Source organism: Nocardiopsis kunsanensis DSM 44524 (assembly GCF_000340965.1).
Taxonomy (GTDB): Bacteria; Actinomycetota; Actinomycetes; order Streptosporangiales; family Streptosporangiaceae; genus Nocardiopsis; species Nocardiopsis kunsanensis.
Genome location: NZ_ANAY01000015.1, coordinates 1 through 17,447, shown reverse-complemented (window position 1 = coordinate 17,447; position 17,447 = coordinate 1). Strand labels below are relative to the sequence as shown.

General features: G+C 71.0%; 13 protein-coding genes. 8 read left to right on the top strand and 5 right to left on the bottom strand.

Features of this window, described 5'->3' with window-relative positions; all coding sequences use genetic code 11:
- The first annotated feature begins 87 nt into the window (after positions 1-87).
- Positions 88-1,377 (top strand): thymidine phosphorylase, encoded by a 1,290-nt coding sequence (locus D456_RS0111770; RefSeq protein ID WP_017576383.1) that lies wholly within the window; start codon positions 88-90, stop codon positions 1,375-1,377.
- Positions 1,378-2,085: 708 nt separating this feature from the next.
- Here the strand turns inward: D456_RS0111770 and D456_RS0111765 are convergent.
- The 4 genes from D456_RS0111765 to D456_RS0111750 all read right to left on the bottom strand — a co-directional run bounded on the left by D456_RS0111765 (position 2,086) and on the right by D456_RS0111750 (position 6,467).
- The gene (locus D456_RS0111765; protein ID WP_017576382.1) at positions 2,086-3,480 is read right to left on the bottom strand and encodes an HNH endonuclease signature motif containing protein; all 1,395 of its coding nucleotides are present in this window, start codon (positions 3,478-3,480) and stop codon (positions 2,086-2,088) included.
- A gap of 610 nt (positions 3,481-4,090) precedes the next feature.
- Positions 4,091-5,134, bottom strand: a complete 1,044-nt coding sequence (locus tag D456_RS0111760) for a hypothetical protein (RefSeq protein ID WP_017576381.1) — start codon at positions 5,132-5,134, stop codon at positions 4,091-4,093.
- Positions 5,135-5,317: 183 nt separating this feature from the next.
- Positions 5,318-5,902 carry a hypothetical protein gene (locus tag D456_RS0111755; RefSeq protein ID WP_017576380.1) on the bottom strand — a complete coding sequence of 195 codons (585 nt, stop codon included), beginning with the start codon at positions 5,900-5,902 and terminating at the stop codon, positions 5,318-5,320.
- Positions 5,903-5,981: 79 nt separating this feature from the next.
- Positions 5,982-6,467, bottom strand: coding sequence for a hypothetical protein (locus tag D456_RS0111750; RefSeq protein WP_017576379.1), 486 nt, complete (start codon positions 6,465-6,467; stop codon positions 5,982-5,984).
- Between the two features lie 150 nt (positions 6,468-6,617).
- Here D456_RS0111750 and D456_RS0111745 point away from each other — a divergent pair, with 150 nt between their 5' ends.
- The 7 genes from D456_RS0111745 (at position 6,618) to D456_RS0111715 (ending at position 15,057) form a co-directional block, all read left to right on the top strand.
- A complete protein-coding gene (locus tag D456_RS0111745) occupies positions 6,618-8,369 on the top strand; it encodes an acyclic terpene utilization AtuA family protein (protein ID WP_017576378.1) in 1,752 nt (583 codons plus the stop codon).
- On the top strand, positions 8,366-9,967 hold the full coding sequence (locus D456_RS0111740) for an acyl-CoA carboxylase subunit beta (protein WP_017576377.1): 1,602 nt from the start codon (positions 8,366-8,368) through the stop codon (positions 9,965-9,967). The genes D456_RS0111745 and D456_RS0111740 overlap by 4 nt, the downstream gene beginning before the upstream one ends.
- Positions 9,968-10,034: 67 nt before the next feature.
- Positions 10,035-12,062 carry an ATP-binding protein gene (locus D456_RS0111735; protein WP_017576376.1) on the top strand — a complete coding sequence of 676 codons (2,028 nt, stop codon included), beginning with the start codon at positions 10,035-10,037 and terminating at the stop codon, positions 12,060-12,062.
- The gene (locus D456_RS0111730) at positions 12,062-13,234 is read left to right on the top strand and encodes an acyl-CoA dehydrogenase family protein (protein ID WP_017576375.1); all 1,173 of its coding nucleotides are present in this window, start codon (positions 12,062-12,064) and stop codon (positions 13,232-13,234) included. The genes D456_RS0111735 and D456_RS0111730 overlap by 1 nt, the downstream gene beginning before the upstream one ends.
- 70 nt (positions 13,235-13,304) lie before the next feature.
- Positions 13,305-13,916 carry a TetR/AcrR family transcriptional regulator gene (locus D456_RS0111725; RefSeq protein WP_017576374.1) on the top strand — a complete coding sequence of 204 codons (612 nt, stop codon included), beginning with the start codon at positions 13,305-13,307 and terminating at the stop codon, positions 13,914-13,916.
- Positions 13,917-14,043: 127 nt separating this feature from the next.
- Positions 14,044-14,640 carry a hypothetical protein gene (locus D456_RS0111720; protein ID WP_017576373.1) on the top strand — a complete coding sequence of 199 codons (597 nt, stop codon included), beginning with the start codon at positions 14,044-14,046 and terminating at the stop codon, positions 14,638-14,640.
- 60 nt (positions 14,641-14,700) lie between these two features.
- Entirely contained in the window at positions 14,701-15,057 is a 357-nt protein-coding gene (locus tag D456_RS0111715; RefSeq protein ID WP_017576372.1) for an antibiotic biosynthesis monooxygenase family protein, read from the top strand.
- Between the two features lie 203 nt (positions 15,058-15,260).
- Here the strand turns inward: D456_RS0111715 and D456_RS0111710 are convergent, their stop codons facing one another.
- Complete coding sequence (locus D456_RS0111710) at positions 15,261-17,240, bottom strand: acyl-CoA dehydrogenase family protein (RefSeq protein ID WP_017576371.1); 1,980 nt, start codon at positions 17,238-17,240, stop codon at positions 15,261-15,263.
- Between the last annotated feature and the right edge of the window lie 207 nt (positions 17,241-17,447).

The window sequence follows — 17,447 nt, the reverse complement described above, 5'->3', positions numbered from 1 at the left end:
CGGGGGCAGCTGTGACGGAGCGCCCCACCCGGCGCCTCCACGCGACTCCACGCGACTCCACCCCGTGACGACACAGAGGAGCAGGACATGGACGTCATCGAGGTCATCCGCACCAAACGTGACGGGGAGCAGTTGAGCCCCGAGCAGATCGACTGGGTCATCGAGGCCTACACCCGGGACGAGATCGCCGAGGAACAGATGGCGGCGCTGGCCATGGCCATCTACCTGCGCGGCATGGACCGGGCCGAGGTCGCCCGCTGGACCGAGGCGATGCTCGCCTCCGGGGACCGCCTCGACTTCTCCGACCTGGCCCGCCCCACCACCGACAAGCACTCCACCGGAGGGGTCGGCGACAAGATCACCCTGCCCCTGACCCCCACCGTCGCCGCGTGCGGGGCCGCCGTGCCGCAGCTGTCCGGACGCGGGCTCGGCCACACCGGCGGCACCCTCGACAAACTCGAGTCGATCCCCGGGTGGAGGGCCGGGCTCACCCCCGCCGAGATGCGCGGTGTCCTGGAGTCCACCGGCGGGGTCGTCTGCGCCGCCGGTACCGGGCTGGCCCCCGCCGACCGCAAGCTCTACGCGTTGCGCGACGTCACCGGAACCGTCGAGTCGATCCCGCTCATCGCCGCCTCCATCATGAGCAAGAAACTCGCAGAAGGCACCGACTCGCTCGTGCTGGACGTCAAGGTCGGCTCGGGTGCGTTCATGAAGGACCTCGGCTCGGCCCGTGAACTCGCCCGCACCATGGTCGACATCGGCACCGACCACGGGGTGCGCACCAGCGCCCTGCTCACCGACATGGCCGCCCCGCTCGGCCGTACGGTCGGCAACGCCCTGGAGGTCGCCGAGGCGGTCGAGGTGCTCTCCGGGGGAGGCCCCGCCGACATCGTGGAGCTGACCCTCGCACTGGCCCGGGAGATGCTCGCCTCGGCCGGGCTCACCCCCGGAGCCGGCGGCGTGAAGGACCCGGCCGACGCCCTCGCCGACGGCAGCGCCCTGGCCACCTGGAAGGAACTCGTGCGTGCCCAGGGCGGTGACCCCGACGCGCCGCTGCCCGAGGCGGCCGAACACCGCGTGGTCCTGGCCCCCACCTCCGGCGTGCTCACCCGCCTGGACGCCTACCAGGTCGGACTGGCCGCCTGGCGTCTGGGCGCCGGGCGCGAGCGCAAGGAGGACCCGGTCTCGGCCGGCGCCGGTGTGAGCCTGCACGCCGAACCGGGCGGCCAGGTCTCGGCGGGGGAACCGCTGTTCACCCTGCACGCCGACGAACCCGAGCGGTTCGACCGCGCCGCCCAGGCCCTGGCAGGTTCCTACGAGATCGCCGACGACCCCGGCTTCGGGCCCGGACCCCTGGTGATCGACCGCATCGGCTGACCCGGAACCGGGTCGGGGGTAGGGGCCGGGGCCTGTGGTTGGTGTGGGGCGGTGTTCGTCGGAGCGTCGAGCTTAGCCCGGCCGGGGCTTCCCGCAACCCGCTTCGGCGCCACCCCCACATACTCGGGACCTGCTCAAAGGTGCGGGGTTGTGCGTGGTCGGTGTGGGGCGCCTCGGGGTGTGCGGTCCGCCCCTTGACGCCGGGCTGTTGCGCTCTCGCCGCCGAACACCTACCGGCCGGCCCCTCTCATCCGGCCGAAGAAGTGGGGGTGCCAACTACCAAACCCCCTGTGGTAGCGGCATTGCGACCAACGGTCGAGGCGTGTGCGTGGTGGTTCGCTCCTGCGGAAACCCTCCTGCGGAGGCAACGGCCAACTACGGGCCCCGGCACTCCCGGTGACGGCATTGAGGCCGGGGGCGAGTGGCGTGTGCGCTCCTCTGGAAAGGCTTCGGGCTCCGCCCGAGCATTGACAGTGCTCCTGGTAGCACTACAGGCCGGTGTTGGTGCTCGTAAGAGCACTGATACCGGGTTTTGGTGGATCGCTCCCCCCCAACCGGGGCCATTTTCGGGGGTGAGAATGGCCCCGGGCGGGGGGGACCGCTTGCCGCAGGTGCAGGCTCCGGCCGCCGGGGCCGCTGCTGGGGGTGCGGGTGCTGGGGTGTGGCCCTCGGGGGGGGGCACTTTTCCCGGGGGTGAAGAGAGTGGTGCTAGCCAGTGGAATCCGGCGGGCCGGCCGCACCCGGCGGGCCCGGCGGGGCCTTGGCCCCGGTCCCGGTGCCGGTCTTCTTCCCGGCCCGGTGGCGGGTGTTGCGGCGGTACTTGAGCCGGTTGTGCACCGAGCACAACGGCTGCAGGTTCGCGGCCGAAGTGGTGCCGCCGTGGGAGAACTCGGTGATGTGGTCGGCCTCGCACCGCGAGACCGGCACATCACAGCCGCCGTCCCATGCGCAGGTGGAGTGCTCGGCGAAAGCCAAAGTCCGCAAGTAGCCGGGGGCCAGGCGCTGGGCCCGGCCCAGATCCACGGGCAGGCCGGTACGGTCATCGAAGACCAAACGGCGCAACTGCGCTTCCGGGGCCATGGCGCGCACGATCGAGGCGGCCACCACGTTGCCGTCCTGGGTCCGAGCCGGCCCACCACCCGCGTCCGCATCCGGGTTCTCGCTCGGGTCCTGTGCCCAAACCCGGCCCCGGTCCTGGGGCTGGTTCGGGGTGTGGTTGTTCAGGTCCATGAAGGTGGACAGGGGCACGGTGATGTTGATGACCGCCTTGACCCCCGGAGCTGCCCCGCACCCGTGGTGGCCGTGGGCCATGGCCATCGCCGCCATCAACGCGTCATACGTCCGCGCGTACTTGGAAGTGAGGGCGTCACCGTCGTAGGGAGCGGTGTAAGAGTCGAGTGCGGCCTGCAGGCGTTCGGCGTCTCCGGCCGGGCCCCAGGCCTCGAACTGGAAGGTCCCCTCGAAGGTGCGCCTCAAGCGGGCCCCGCGTTCGGCGAAGGCGGCCTCTTCGTTCTTCTCCGGCCGCTCCGGGTTGAGCTCCAGACCCAACGCGTTGGCGGTACGGGTCAGGGACTGCACCGACATCGCCTCCCGCTCACGTTTGGCCCCCACCAGACCGGTCTCGATCACCGAGCGGTAGCGCTCCGCGTCCGGGCGGGCCTTCTGATCGCGCTTTTTCACCTCGCGCTCGACGCCGGAGGCGATGGCTGCGGCCTCGCCCAGAGTCAACACCCCCTCGGCCAACGCCTGGGCCGTGTCGGGCAGGGACCCGGTGTGCAGGCCGGTGGCCAACAGGGCCAGCCGTTTGGCCTCATCGGAGTGGATGCCCCACGCGTGAGTCAGGTAGGCATCCGCGTTTTTCTGGCCGCCCTCTTCGAGCAATTCACCCGAGGCTTCCATCCGCGCGAGCGGGGCGAGCATCGCGACCGTGAGCTCGTCGATCTTGGCGTGGACCGCCTCGATACGCTCCAACACACCAGCAGCCGCACCGAACGGGATCTCACCGCCGAAGGAGGCGATGACCTGCTCGGCCGCAGCGTCCAGCGCGGCAACGGCCGCGTCGGGGGCCGTTCCTGCGCCGGGTGCTGCGGTGTGGTCCGTCATGCTTCCATTCTAAAAGAAGCATCTCTGGAAACGGCACTATCCCCAAGGGCATAAGACCCTTACCTTGATCTACGAAGCCGCATCGGAGTTCTCCTTATATATTCCCTGAAAATGGGCCTGTGGATAACTCCACCGGCTCTCTTTTTCGGAGTAAAATGAGAGGGGGTGGACTGTGCGCACGCCGGCTTGCCCTGTCCTCAATGCGTCACCGGGAGCAGCCGGGGCCGGGCTTGTGCCTCCGTAGGAGTGCTTCCGCAGGAGCGAGCGGCCGCGCACACACCTGGCCCGGTGGTCGCAATGTGGCCACCACAGGGGGTCGGTAGTTGGCACCCCCGCTTCTTTGGCGGGTGAGGGGGCCGGCCGGTGGGTGTTCGGCGGCGAGAGCGCAACAGCCCGGCGTCAAGGGGTGGACCGCACACCCCGAGGCGCCCCACCCCGACCCACCACAACGCCGCCACCATCCCCACCCAGGGACAGGAGTGTGGGTGGCGCCGAAGCGGGTTGCGGGAAGCCCCGGCCGGGCTAGGCTCGACGCTCCGACGAACACCACCCACACCCCCACGGGCCCTCAAGCCGGATCCACGAGCCACCGGATCCGGCCGACCACGAGCTAGCGGTCGACCACGCCGTCGGCCTCCGTCAACCAGCGCACCTCGCGAAGCGCCTGCTGCACACTCTCGTCCCTGCTCTCCCGCACCGCCCGCAGTTCGAGATCCCCGGGGCCGGCCGCGCCCTGTTCCTGTGCGGCCGTGGCATCGAGCAACAGCTCCCTGTAGGCGTCGTCGTGGTCCATGTTCTCCCGTACCTGCTCCCACTCGCGTTGCTTGACCATGGCGTCGGCGACGAACCGGCCATAGGACTCGATGCGCGAGACCCGCTCCTCGGCGTTGCCTCGCACCCGTTCCAGAGAGGTGCGCTGCGGTTCCAAGGAACGCAGGACCACCTCTGAGACTGCCTCCCGTTCGCGTCGTTCCAGGTCGGCGGCGAGCCGGCTCTGACGGAGGAAGAGCGTGGCCAGCGCCCACTCCTGCTCACGCAGTGACCGCAGCGCGGTGTCACCGTCGAACAGGTCGCCCAGAACCTCCTGAGCGGCCTCGGTGACGTCCACGACGTCCTGCATCCGCACCAGCAGGGCGTTCTCCGCCGGGTACAGATCGGAGGCCACGACGTAGCGGTTCTTGTGGACGTGCGGGATGCGTTCGTCGGCGTTGCGCCACGCGTATCGCAGCGAGAAGAAAACGCAGAGGAGCCAGACCCCCGTGGTAAGTGTCAGAACTATCGCCTGGAACCCCATCCACGTACCCAAGACCCCGGAAAGCACTACGGCTGCCAAGGCAAGAAGCCCCGCGAATGCGTGATACGAAAACCCGGCCACCACCAGCACGGTCCCGCCGACGATCACGAGCGGAACGAAAAAGTGTGTGAGCATGCCGAATGCGGACAAGGCGGGCACGATGGAAAGGATGATCCCTGCCACTGCCTCGACGTAGCGCTGTCTCGCTCCCAGCTCCCGAGTCCACCGCGGCTCGTCGTCGGCGCGCAGGAGCTCGTCGTGCCGGAACTGGAGCTCCTCGTGCACACGCGGCGGTAGATCCGGGTCGTAGGCGGGCTCGGCGCAGCGCCCGGAGCCGGGGGACAGGTCGGGATCGGACACGGAGGAGCCTTCGTGACGGGGGGCGGAACGGCGTCATGCTATCGGCCCGCCCCGACGCACGAACGCCCCCGGCGGCCGCGTGCGCGGCCGCCGGGGGCGAAGATCCGTCATTGGCGTGTCCGGCGGACGAGGGAGCTGCCCACCGAACGTGTCCCGCCCGGAGGGGCGGGCAGAGCGCCGGAGTTACTGCGGGACGGAGGGCATCTGCGGCATCTGCGGTTCGGTGCCTGCCGGGATCATGACGTAGGTCAGAACGGCCATGATCACGAACAGCACGCCCACGATGACGTTGGCCATGGCGAGCCAGCGGGCCCAGGGACGGGTGCCCATGTTGGTGAGTACCAGGGCCAGGGCGGCGAAGAGCACGGTGAGCAGCGCCAGGCCGCCCCCGACCAGGGCCTGGTTGGAGAGCTGGGCGACCTGATCGTGCGGGACGGGCTGGTCACCGATCTGCAGGACGGTGCTGAACAGCTGCACGATCTGGCTGGAGAGCAGCGTCAGAGCGAGCAGGAACACCGCGGTGAGGGCGAAGGTCTCCGAACCGAGCAGCCCACCGGGGCGGGGCCCGTAGGCGGCGGCACCGGCGCTGACCGGGGCTCCGGAGAGGTCCTGGTCAGTACCGACCTCGGCCTCGTCGTGGGGCCCGGACCAGCGCGGGTCCTCGTTCGGGGTGTCGACGGACGTGTCCTCGGAGGAAGCGGGGTCTTGGCCCTCGGCCCCCTCCGGACGGTCCGTGGGGTCCGTGGGATTGGTGTTGTCGTTGCCCATTCGGCCAACGTACCCCTCGACCTGGTTAAACGGCGCCTAAGGAGGGGGCTGCGCGCCCGTGTCGCCGTTCCAGGGCAGGTCAGCCCGCCGACACGATGCCGACGAAAGCGAGGAGGCACATCAGGAGGCTGAGCACACCGGCCAGCACGACCGCGGAGGCCGACCAGCGGGCCCAGGCACGTGTGCGGTCGTTGCCCGTGAACAGCGACACCGAGGCCAGCAGGACGGCGACGGCGGCGACGGCGCCGGTGGTCAGCATCTCGGCCCGCAGCAGCGCGAGCTGTCCCGCGTCGGCAACGCCGGAGCCGATGCCGAACCAGGCCACGCGTTCCAGGAGCCGGCCGCCCACCAGCACCGGCAGGAGCAGAAGAAGACCGGTCACGGACAGGGCCTCGGGGGAGAACACACCGCCGCCCCTGGGCGGGGACTTCGGGTGGGAGCCGTGGAGGAAGTCGGTGCCGCCTTCGACGGCACCCTCCTCGGGGCTGTCGGTCTCCCGGCTCTCGGGGGAAGGGGTCTCGTCGATGGCGCTGTCGGTGACGCCGTCTTCTCGGGAGGTACTCACGGCCCCAAAACTACTGGGTGCCGGGCGCGCGTGGACGAGTGGGGGCGTCCGCTCCGTGGCCACTTCCGGTCACTCGGGGCAGCTCTGCCCGGTGCGGGCGGCCCCGGTCCTGTCCGCGAGAAAAACAATCACACGTGCTTGTTTTTTCGTGTGGCCGGTGTCACTCTCGTCTCCATGACTGCGACACCAGCGCCACCGCTGTGGGTCGGGAACGCCTCCGGTTTCTACGGGGACCGTTTCGCCGCCGTCCACGAAATGCTGACCGAAGGGCCCGTCGACGTCCTCACCGGTGATTACCTGGCCGAACTCACCATGGCCATCCTCGGCCGGGATCAGCTCTCCGATCCCGGGCGCGGCTACGCCAAGACCTTCCTGCGCCAGATGCGCGAGACCCTCCAACTCGTCATGGAACGCGGGACCAAGGTCGTCACCAACGCCGGGGGCCTCAACCCGCGCGGCCTCGCCGATCAGCTCACCGAACTCGCCGAGCAGCTGGACCTCCAACCCCGCATCGCGTGTGTGACCGGCGACGACCTGCTGCACCGGGCCGAGGAGCTCGGCCTGGGTACACCCCTGACCGCCAACGCCTACCTGGGCGGTTTCGGGATCGCGGCATGCCTGGACGCCGGCGCCGACATCGTCGTCACCGGCCGGGTCACCGACGCCTCCCTCGCCGTGGGCCCGGCGATCTCCCACTTCGGCTGGACACGAGAGGACCTCGACGCCCTGGCCGGGGCCACCGCTGCCGGGCACGTCATCGAGTGCGGCGCCCAGGCCACCGGCGGCAACTACGCCTTCGCCCCCGACCTGGTCGCCGACGGGCACGACCTGGACCACCCCGGGTTCCCCCTCGCCGGGATCTCCGCCGACGGCAGCGCGGTCATCACCAAACACCCCGGCACAGGGGGAGCGGTCACCACCGGAACCGTCACCGCCCAGTTCGTCTACGAGATCGCCGGCGCCCGCTACCCCGGACCCGACGTCACCACCCGCCTGGACACCGTGGAACTGACCCAGGAAGGCCCCGACCGGGTCCGGATCAACGGCACCCGGGGCGAGGCACCGCCGCCCACCCTCAAGGTCGGGCTGACCGGGCTCACCGGCTTCCGCAACGAGTACGAGCTGCTCATCACCGGATCCGGGACGGAGGAGAAGGCCGCCTGGGCCGAACGCCAGATTCGGGCCGCCCTCGCCCACCGCAAACCCGGTGAACTGCACTTCGACCTCCGTCCGGCCGAGGACCCCGGAGGCCGGACCCAGGACGGGGCCACCGCACGTCTGCGCGTGACCGCCCGCGACCACGACGCCCGCACCATCGGCCGGGGGTTCGGAGCGGCAGCGGTGGAGATCGCCCTCGCCGGGTACGCCGGGTTCCACATGAGCGCGCCCCCGAGCCCGGCCCGTCCGGACGGGATCGCCGTCACCCACGAACTCGTTCCCGTCCAGGAGGTCGAGCACACCGCGATCCTGCCCGACGGCGACCGGGTCACGATCGCCCCCTCGACCCGCTTCCAGGACCCGGCACCCGTACCCGAACCGCCCCTGCCTCCGCCCCCGCCCCGGGGCCCGCGCCGCCGCGCGGCCCTCGGAAACGTCCTCGGGGCCCGCAGCGGCGACAAGGGGGCCGACGCCAACCTCGGCGTGTGGGCACGCGACGACGCCGGTTTCGCCTGGCTGGCCCACGAGCTGACCGCCGAACGGATCCGGGAACTGCTGCCCGAGACCGCCGAACTGGAAGTCACCCGGCACCTGCTGCCCAACCTGCGCGCAGCCAACTTCTGGATCGAGGGGATGCTCGCCCCCGGCACCGCACGCCGCGAGGGCCAGGACCCCCAGGCCAAGGGGCTCGGCGAATGGTTGCGAGCCCGACAGACCGACCTCCCGGAGGCACTCCTTCCATGACCGTCCTGACCTCGCGGATCGACCCGGACTCCTCCGAGCACGCCGAGAACCGCCGGGTGATGCTGGAGAGGATCGCCGAGATCGAGGCCGAGCACACCAAGGCCGTCGACGGCGGCGGCCGGAAGTACATCGACCGCCACCGTTCCCGGGACAAACTCCTCGCCCGCGAGCGCATCGAACTCCTGCTGGACGAGGCCAGCCCCTTCCTGGAGTTGTCCTCCCTGGCCGGCTGGGGCAGCGACTACAACGTCGGCGCCAGTGTCGTCACCGGCATCGGTGTGGTCTCCGGGGTGGAGTGCGTCATCCTGGCCAACGACCCCACCGTGCGCGGCGGCGCCTCCAACCCCTGGACACTCAAGAAGACCCACAGGGCAGGGGAGATCGCCGAGCAGAACCGCATGCCGATGATCAGCCTCGTGGAGTCCGGCGGCGCCGACCTGCCCAGCCAGAAGGAGATCTTCATCCCCGGCGGGCGCACCTTCCGCGACCTGACCCGCCTGTCGGCCGCCGGCGTGCCCACCATCGCCCTGGTGTTCGGCAACTCCACCGCCGGAGGCGCCTACATCCCCGGCATGAGCGACCACACCGTCATGGTCCGCGAACGCTCCAAGGTGTTCCTGGGCGGGCCGCCCCTGGTCGAGGCCGCCACCGGTGAGCAGAGCGACGACGAGTCCCTGGGCGGGGCACGCATGCACGCCGAACAGTCCGGGCTGGCCGACCACCTGGCAGAGGACGAGCACGACGCACTGCGCATCGGCCGCCGCATCGTCGCCCGCCTCAACCACCGCAAGGCCGGCGGCGGCCCAGCCCGCACCGAGGTGGCCGAACCCCTCCACCCGGCCGAGGAACTGGCCGGGATCATGCCCCCCGACCTCAAGGTGCCCGTCGACCCGCGCGAGGTCGTCGCCCGCATCGTGGACGCTTCGGAGTTCGACGAGTTCAAACCCGCCTACGGGACCGGCCTGGTCACCGGCTGGGCCACCTTGCACGGCTACCCCGTCGGCATCCTCGCCAACGACAACGGTGTGCTGTTCAGCGAGGAGGCGCAGAAGGCCACCCAGTTCATCCAGCTCGCCAACCGCTCCGACACCCCGCTGGTGTTCCTGCACAACACCACCGGATACATGGTGGGGGCCGAGTACGAGCAGGGCGGCATCATCAAACACGGATCGATGATGATCAACGCCGTCTCCAACAGCACGGTCCCGCACTTCTCGGTACTCATCGGCGCCTCCTACGGGGCCGGCCACTACGGTATGTGCGGACGCGCCTACGACCCCCGGTTCCTGTTCGCCTGGCCCAGCGCACGCTCCTCGGTCATGGGCCCCAAACAGCTCGCCGAGGTGCTGTCCATCGTCGCCCGGCAGTCGGCGGAGAAGAAGGGCCAACCCTACGACGAGGACCAGGACGCCGCCGTGCGCGAGATGGTCGAGAACCAGATCGAGGCCGAGTCCCTGCCCCTGTTCCTGTCCGGACGGGTCTACGACGACGGTGTCATCGACCCCCGCGACACCCGCACCGTCCTGGGCCTGTGCCTGTCCTTCGCCCACAACGCACCCGTGGAGGGCACCGACGCCTTCGGGGTCTTCCGCATGTGAACCACAGGTTGCCCCGACCCTCCGTCCGCACCCCGGCCCGCAGCCGGGCCCCGTCCGGGAGCACGAGTTGAACACACACCCCGCCCCACCGACCAGGGCCGTCACCACCCTCCTCGTGGCCAACCGCGGCGAGATCGCCCGCCGCATCACCCGTACCTGCCGGCAACTGGGCATCACGGCCGTGGCCGTGTACACCCCCGGTGAGGAACGGGCCCCCCACGTCACCGACGCCGATGCGGCCGTGTGCCTGCCCGTGCCCGAGGGGCGCGGCGCCGTCGACGCCTATCTCGATCCGCAGGCCCTGGTGGCCGCGGCCCGCACCGCCGGGGCCGACGCCCTCCACCCCGGCTACGGGTTCCTGTCCGAGAGCGCCGCCTTCGCGAGCGCCGTCATCGACGCCGGACTCACCTGGGTCGGCCCGCCGCCCGGAGCCATCGAGGAGATGGGCGCCAAGACCCGCGCCAAGGAGCTCGCCCGCGAGGCCGGCGTCCCCGTCTCCGAAGCCCTGGCAGCCGACCGGGTCGGAGCCGGCGACCTTCCCGTGCTCGTCAAGGCCTCCGCCGGGGGCGGCGGCCGCGGCATGCGGGTCGTCCACGACCTGGAACGCCTGCCCGAGGAGGCCGAGGCCGCCTCCGCCGAGGCCGCTTCCGCCTTCGGGGACCCCGCCGTGTTCTGCGAGCCCTACGTCGAACGCGGCCGCCACGTCGAGGTGCAGGTCCTGGCCGACACCCACGGCACCGTCTGGGCGGTGGGCGAACGCGACTGCTCGGTCCAGCGCCGCCACCAGAAGGTCGTGGAGGAGGCCCCCGCACCCGGGATCGGTCCCGAACTGAGGGAGGACCTGCACGGTGCCGCACGCCGCATGGCCGAGCGGATCGGGTACGTGGGCGCCGGCACCGCAGAGTTCCTCGTCCCCGTCGATGGACAGGGCCGCCCCGGAGTCCCGGTCTTCCTGGAGATGAACACCCGCCTGCAGGTCGAGCACCCCGTCACCGAGTGCGTGACCGGACTCGACCTGGTCGAGTGGCAGATCCGGGTGGCCGAGGGCGAGCACCTGCCCGAGGGCGGCCCGCCCGCGCCCAGCGGCCACGCCGTCGAGGCGCGCCTGTACGCCGAGGACCCGCGCAACGACTGGCGCCCGCGCACCGGAACACTGCACGCCTTCGAGGTACCGGCCGCCACCTGCGCCTTCACACCCCTGACCACGCCCGGTGTACGGCTGGACAGCGGGGTGGCCGCCGGCGACACCGTCGGCACCGACTTCGACCCGATGCTCGCCAAGGTCGTGGCGGTGGGCCGCGACCGCCGCGATGCGCTGCGCCGACTCGGAGCAGCCCTGGCCGGCGCGCGGGTGCACGGGGTCGGTACCAACCGCGACCTGCTCGTACGGGTCCTGCGCCACCCCGCCATGGCCGAGGGCGCACCCCACACCGGGTTCCTCTCCGGCGCGCGGCTCACCGATCTGGCCCGGCCGCCGGCCGACCGCACCGCCGAGGACCTGTCCGCTCTCGCCGCGAGCCTGTCGGCGGCCGAGACGGCCCGCCGAGACACCCCCGTGCCCGCCGGGATCACCGCGAACTGGCGCAACCTCACCTCTCAGGCGCACACACGCCGCCACACCACCGACGACGGTCACGAGCTCACCACCGCCTACCGCACCTCCCGCGGCACCTACCTGCCCGAGCAGGAAGCGGTACAGGTGCTCTCGGCCGCACCCGGACACGTGGTCCTGCAGGCCCAAGGGGTGCGCCGTGCCTTCGAGGTGCACACCCACCCCGGGTCCGACCGGGTGTACGTGGAATCCGTGCTCGGCCCCCTGACCCTGGCGCCGGTCGACCCGCTGCCCTCGCCCGAGGCGTTCGTGGACCCGGGCGCTATGCCCGCGCCCATGCCCGGCACCGTCACTTCCGTCGACGTCGCCGTGGGGGAGAAGGTCACCGAGGGCCAGACCCTGCTGCGCATGGAAGCGATGAAGATGGAGCACCGCGTCACGGCCCCCGCCGCCGGTGCCGTCCGGGAGATCCCGGTCGCGGAGGGGCAGAAGGTGGCGGCCGGAACACCTCTGGCCGTACTCGACCACGAAGGGCAGGACTGATGACCGGCGCCATGACCTTCACCGAACCGGCCGAACGCACAGAACTGCGGGCCGCCGTGTCGGCCTTCGCCTCCGAGTACGGGCAGGGGTACTACCGTGCCCGCGCCAAGGAGGGCGCCTACCTCACCGACCTGTGGAAGGCCGCCGGGGAGCTCGGCTACCTCGGCGTCAACATCCCCGAGGAGTACGGCGGCGGGGGCGGCGGGATCGGCGATCTGGCCGCCGTCCTGGAGGAGCTCAGTGCCGCGGGGTGCCCGACCCTGATGATGGTGGTCTCCCCGGCCATCTGCGGCACCGTCCTGTCCCGCTTCGGCACACCCGAGCAGCGGCAGCGGTGGCTCCCCGGGCTGGCCGACGCATCCAGCATCATGGCCTTCGCCATCACCGAACCCGACGCCGGTTCCAACGCCCACCGCCTGACCACCACCGCCCGCAAGGACGGCGACGAGTGGGTCCTCAACGGCCGCAAGACCTTCATCTCCGGGGTCGACGTGGCCGACGCCGTGCTCGTGGTCGGCCGGATCGAGGACGAACGCACCGGCCGCCTGTCCGCAGCGCTGTTCGTGGTGCCCACCGACACCCCCGGGTTCGACAAGCAGCAGATCGAGATGGACCTGCTCAGCCCCGACCACCAGTTCCAGCTCTTCATGGACGACGTGCGCCTGCCGGCCGACGCCCTGGTCGGCGACCCCGACGCCGGCCTGCTGCAGCTCTTCGCGGGGCTCAACCCCGAGCGCATCATGGCCGCGTCGATGTCCACCGGTACCGCCCGGAACGCGCTCGCCCAGGCGGTGGACTACGCCAAGGAGCGGACGGTCTGGCGCGACACCCCCATCGGCGCGCACCAGGGTCTGTCCCACCCGCTGGCGCAGATGAAGATCGAGACGGAACAGGCGCGGATCATGACGCAGTTCGCGGCCCTTCGCTACGATTCCGGCGACGACGCGGGGGCGGGCGAGGCCGCGAACATGGCCAAGTACGCCGCCGCCGAGGCCTGTGTGCGCACGGTCGACCAGGCGGTGCAGACGTTGGGCGGCAACGGCCTGGCGAGCGAGTACGGGCTGGGAGCGGCCCTCACCTCCGCACGTCTGTCGAGGATCGCCCCGGTCAGCCGGGAGATGATCCTCAACTACGTGGCACAGCAGTCGCTCGGCCTGCCCAAGTCGTACTGACCGAGGACACCGGGCCGCCCGGGCGCACCGACGCGCGCCCGGGCGGCCACCGTACGTGGGAGGCGCGCCGGTGAGGACCGAACGGGAACCCAGACAGGAACGCAGCAGGGCCACCCGGGCCCGCCTGCTGGAGGCCGCCGTGGCCTGCTTGGCCGAGCGGGGGGCGCCCGGAACGACGGTGGGTGCGGTCGCCGAGCGCGCGGGGGTCTCGCGCGGGGCGGCCCAGCACCACTTCCAGACCCGCGAGGACCTGTTCGTGGCCGCCTTCGACAGCATGGCCGACGGACTCATCGAGGGGTTGCGCCGCCTGATGGAGGACCTGCCCGAGGGGCCGGGGCGGGTCGAGGCGATGGTGGTGCTGCTCTTCGACGTCTTCAGCGGGACCGAGTTCCAGGCGGCGTTGCAGTTGTGGACGGGCGCGGCCAGCGACCCCGATCTCCATCCCCGGGTGGTGCCGTTGGAGCAGCGGGTGGGGCGTGAGGCCCACCGCACCGCCGTCGAGGTGCTGGGGGCCGACGAGTCCGTGCCCGGTGTACGCGAGACCGTCCAGGCCACCCTCGACCTGGCCCGCGGCCTGGGGCTGGCCAACCTGCTCACCGACGACACGGCCCGCCGGCACCGCATCGCCCGCCAGTGGGCCGTGATGCTCGGGCGTGAGCTGGGGCGGGGCCCGGACGCCTGAAAAGTCCTCCCACGGTCCCGCCAGGGGTGAAGGTCCCGAGGGACGTACGCCGTGCCCAGGAGGCTTATCATCGAACCGGTCGGCACGACCCAACGCGGAGTAAAGCGATCCAACTGGACAAGGCGGTGTGACGGTGAGTGCGGAGACGGGCAGGGACCTCCCCGGCCTGGCCGGACGGGCGTTGAACGCGTTCGCGGAGAGTGCTTCGCGGACCAGGGATCGCGACGCCCTCATGGATTCGGCGTTCGCAGCCCTGTTCGACCTGTACCGGGCCAGCAATCCGGCGCAGCGGCAGTCCCCCGCCGGCCGCGGATTCACTGCTGACCTGGCCGAACTGCTGGCGGGGGGCAACAACCCCGACCGCCTGGGCCTGTACGTGGTGCGCAGCCAGACCGCTGCCGAGAACGGCCGGCACGAGGGGTACCGGCCCGCCTGCTGGCGGCGTTCGATGCTGCAGATCCTCGGTGACGAGTTCGTGCCCTGGAGCGCGGTCCTGCGCCCCCGGGACATCGACGCCATCGCCCGCATCGACGAGGCCCTGGCCGAGGTGGCCGCCGAGGCCGGCATCTCCACCGAGCAGGAGGTGCCCTCCTGGGTCCCGCGCTCGCACTGGTGGTGGTGGGAACCGATCCGCCTGCGTGCGGAGGAGGAAGCCGACCCGCCGCTCGAGGACGAGGGCCCCGATGTCGACGCGGTGCCGGAGGGGACCCGGCCGGAAGGTTGACCTCAACCTTGCTCGAGGTGTGAGGCTCGAGGCGTTCACACCCCCGGCGAAGGGCTCGCAGTGTCCGACCAGTACGGCTTCTACTCGGTGATCGACTACAGCGTGGACTCCGCACGCACTCAACAGGAGTATGTCCGTGCCTTCGAAGAGCTCTCCCGGGAATGGGTGAGCCACTGGCCGGGGTTCCTCTCTGTCCGGTTCCTGGCCAGTGAGGACGGCAGGCGTGTGTTCAATCTCGTGCACTGGGAGAGCGAGGAGGCCTTCCGGGCCTTCGAGCGTGACTCCGACACCGACGGGCGTGTGGCCGCGATCCGACGGGCCGTGGACGGGGTCGGGGGGCACCTCGAGTTGCGCATGACAGAGTCCCCCCGCTACCGCGTGGCCGCCGTGGTCGAGCCTCGGGGTGCGCGGGACTGAGATCCGGGTGAGTCCGTTGCTCCTGCGGGGCGGCGGGCTCACCGCAGTCCATGTAGCCGACTCCGACTGGCTGCCCGCCCGTGCTGGCGCACCGACCCGAGCACCAGGAGCCGGACGGCCGGCACCGACAGGCCCCTCCTCCGACGGTCCGCGGGCGCGGCCGGCGACCGGCCGCGCCCGCCCGACACCTCACGTTCGGGGGTTCAGTTCCGAACGCGCTCGGGGACCGGGTCCCCCTGGCGGTCGTGCTCGCGCCCCAGAGCGATCGGCGCGGCCAACCACTCCTCGCGCAGACCGAAGGCGTCCACGAGCTGGACCGCGTAGGGGCGCAGCCCCTGGCACAGCTCGTTGACGGCCGCGGTCACGGCCTTGGCCCGTGCCGTGGACAGGCGCTCGTGCTCGAGGAACCAGGCGCGGTCCTCCTCGATCACCGACATCACGTACAGGTCGCAGAGGCGGTTGAGGAGCTTGGCGGTGGAGGTGTCGCCACAGCGGTCGATCCCGGCCACGAACGCCTCCAGGACCACACGCTCCATGTGCACACGGCCGGCCCGGAGTACGTGGTCCTGGGCGTGGTTGAAGACCTCGAAGGCGTCTCTGCCGTCGTCCTTCCTGGCGCGGCGGATGCGCGCGGCCAGCCCCTCGACGACGTGTTTCTCGCGGTCCTCCAGCAGCTCGATCTGCCAGCCGCGGTTGTACAGGCTGCTGTTGCCTCCCCGGCCCGGAGCGGCCGCGATGAGCCGGTCGATGAGCGGGACCGCGGCCGTGCGCTCGATGACGTTCTCGAACACCTTGCCCGCCATGAACTTGACCAGACCCATCTGGTCGAGATCGCCGAAGGCGTCCTGGAAATTGGTGAGCAGGCCCTTGGTGAGCTGCTGCAGCAGGACCGTGTTGTCGCCCTCGAACGTGGTGAAGATGTCGGAGTCGGCCTTGAGCTGCGGGATGCGGTTCTGCGACATGTACCCCGCGCCGCCGCAGGCCTCGCGGCAGGTCTGGATGGTGTCGGTGGCGTGCCAGGTCGACATCGCCTTCAGCCCGGCCGCACGTGACTCCAACTCGCGCTGGGCGCGTTCGTCGCGTTCCTCGGAGTCGTGCAGCTCGTGCAGGCGGGTGACCAGCTCCTCCTGCGCGAAGTGCAGCGCGTAGGTGCGGGCCAGGGCCGGCAGGAGCTTGCGTTGGTGCGCGAGGTAGTCGAGGATGCGCACCTCCCGCTCGGGTTCCCCGTCGGGCCCGGGACGGGTGAACTGGCGCCGGGTGTCGCCGTAGCGCACCGCGATCGACAGTGCGGCCTTGGTCGCGCTGCCCGCGCCCCCGGCCACGCTGATCCGGCCCCGGATGAGGGTGCCGAGCATCGTGAAGAAGCGCCGGTTCTTGCTCTCGATCGGGCTGGTGTAGGCACCGTCGGGCCCCACGTCGCCGTAGCGGTTGAGCAGGTCGGTGCGCGGTACCCGCACCTGGTCGAACCAGATGCGGCCGTTGTCGACGCCGTTGAGCCCGGCCTTGTGGCCGCAGTCCTCGATGGTCACGCCCGGGGCGGGCATGCCGTCCTCATCACGGATCGGCACCATGAGCGCGTGCACCCCGTGGTCGATGCCGGCGCTGTGCAGCTGGGCGAAGACCACCGCCATGCGCCCGTCGCGCGCGGCGTTGCCGATGTAGTCCTTGCGCGCCGACTCGTCGGGCGTGTGGAGCACGAACTCCTCGGTCTTGGGGTCGTAGGTGGCCGTGGTGCGCAGGCTCTGCACGTCCGAGCCGTGTCCGGTCTCGGTCATCGCGAAGCAGCCGGGCAGGTCCAGCGACATCACGCCCGGAAGGTACTCGCGGTGGTGCCGTTCGGTGCCCAGAGCGCTGATCGCTCCGCCGAACAGGCCCCACTGCACGCCCATCTTGACCATGAGCGACAGGTCCGGGACCAGCATCTCGAAGGCGACCACGGAGGCGCCCACGTCGCCGGACCCGCCGACCTCCTCCGGGAAGCCGTAGGTCTGCATCCCGGTCGTGGCCAGCTTCCCGAGCCGCTCGGTGGTCAGCGCCCGGTGCTCCTGCAGCGACAATCCCGTCACGGGAGCGAAGTCCTCTCCTTGGAGCACGTCGCGCGCACGTTCGCGCACATAGGCCCACTGACCGTCGAGCAGCCCCCGCAGCTCGGCTTCGTCGACTCGTAGCGGCTGTTCGTTCATGATGTGCTCCCCCTTCTTGCGCCTGTGCCCCAACGGTAGGGGAGTGACCGCTGGGACGTCAGACCCGCCACCTGCCGGTTCCGGCCGGAGGGGTGGTACACGCGCGCCGGGCCCCAGCCGACCGCGTCACCAACCTCACCGAACAACACACCTAGTAGTACTTTGTTAAGTTCCTGATTCTTCGTCTCAGATCCGCCATCATGGACG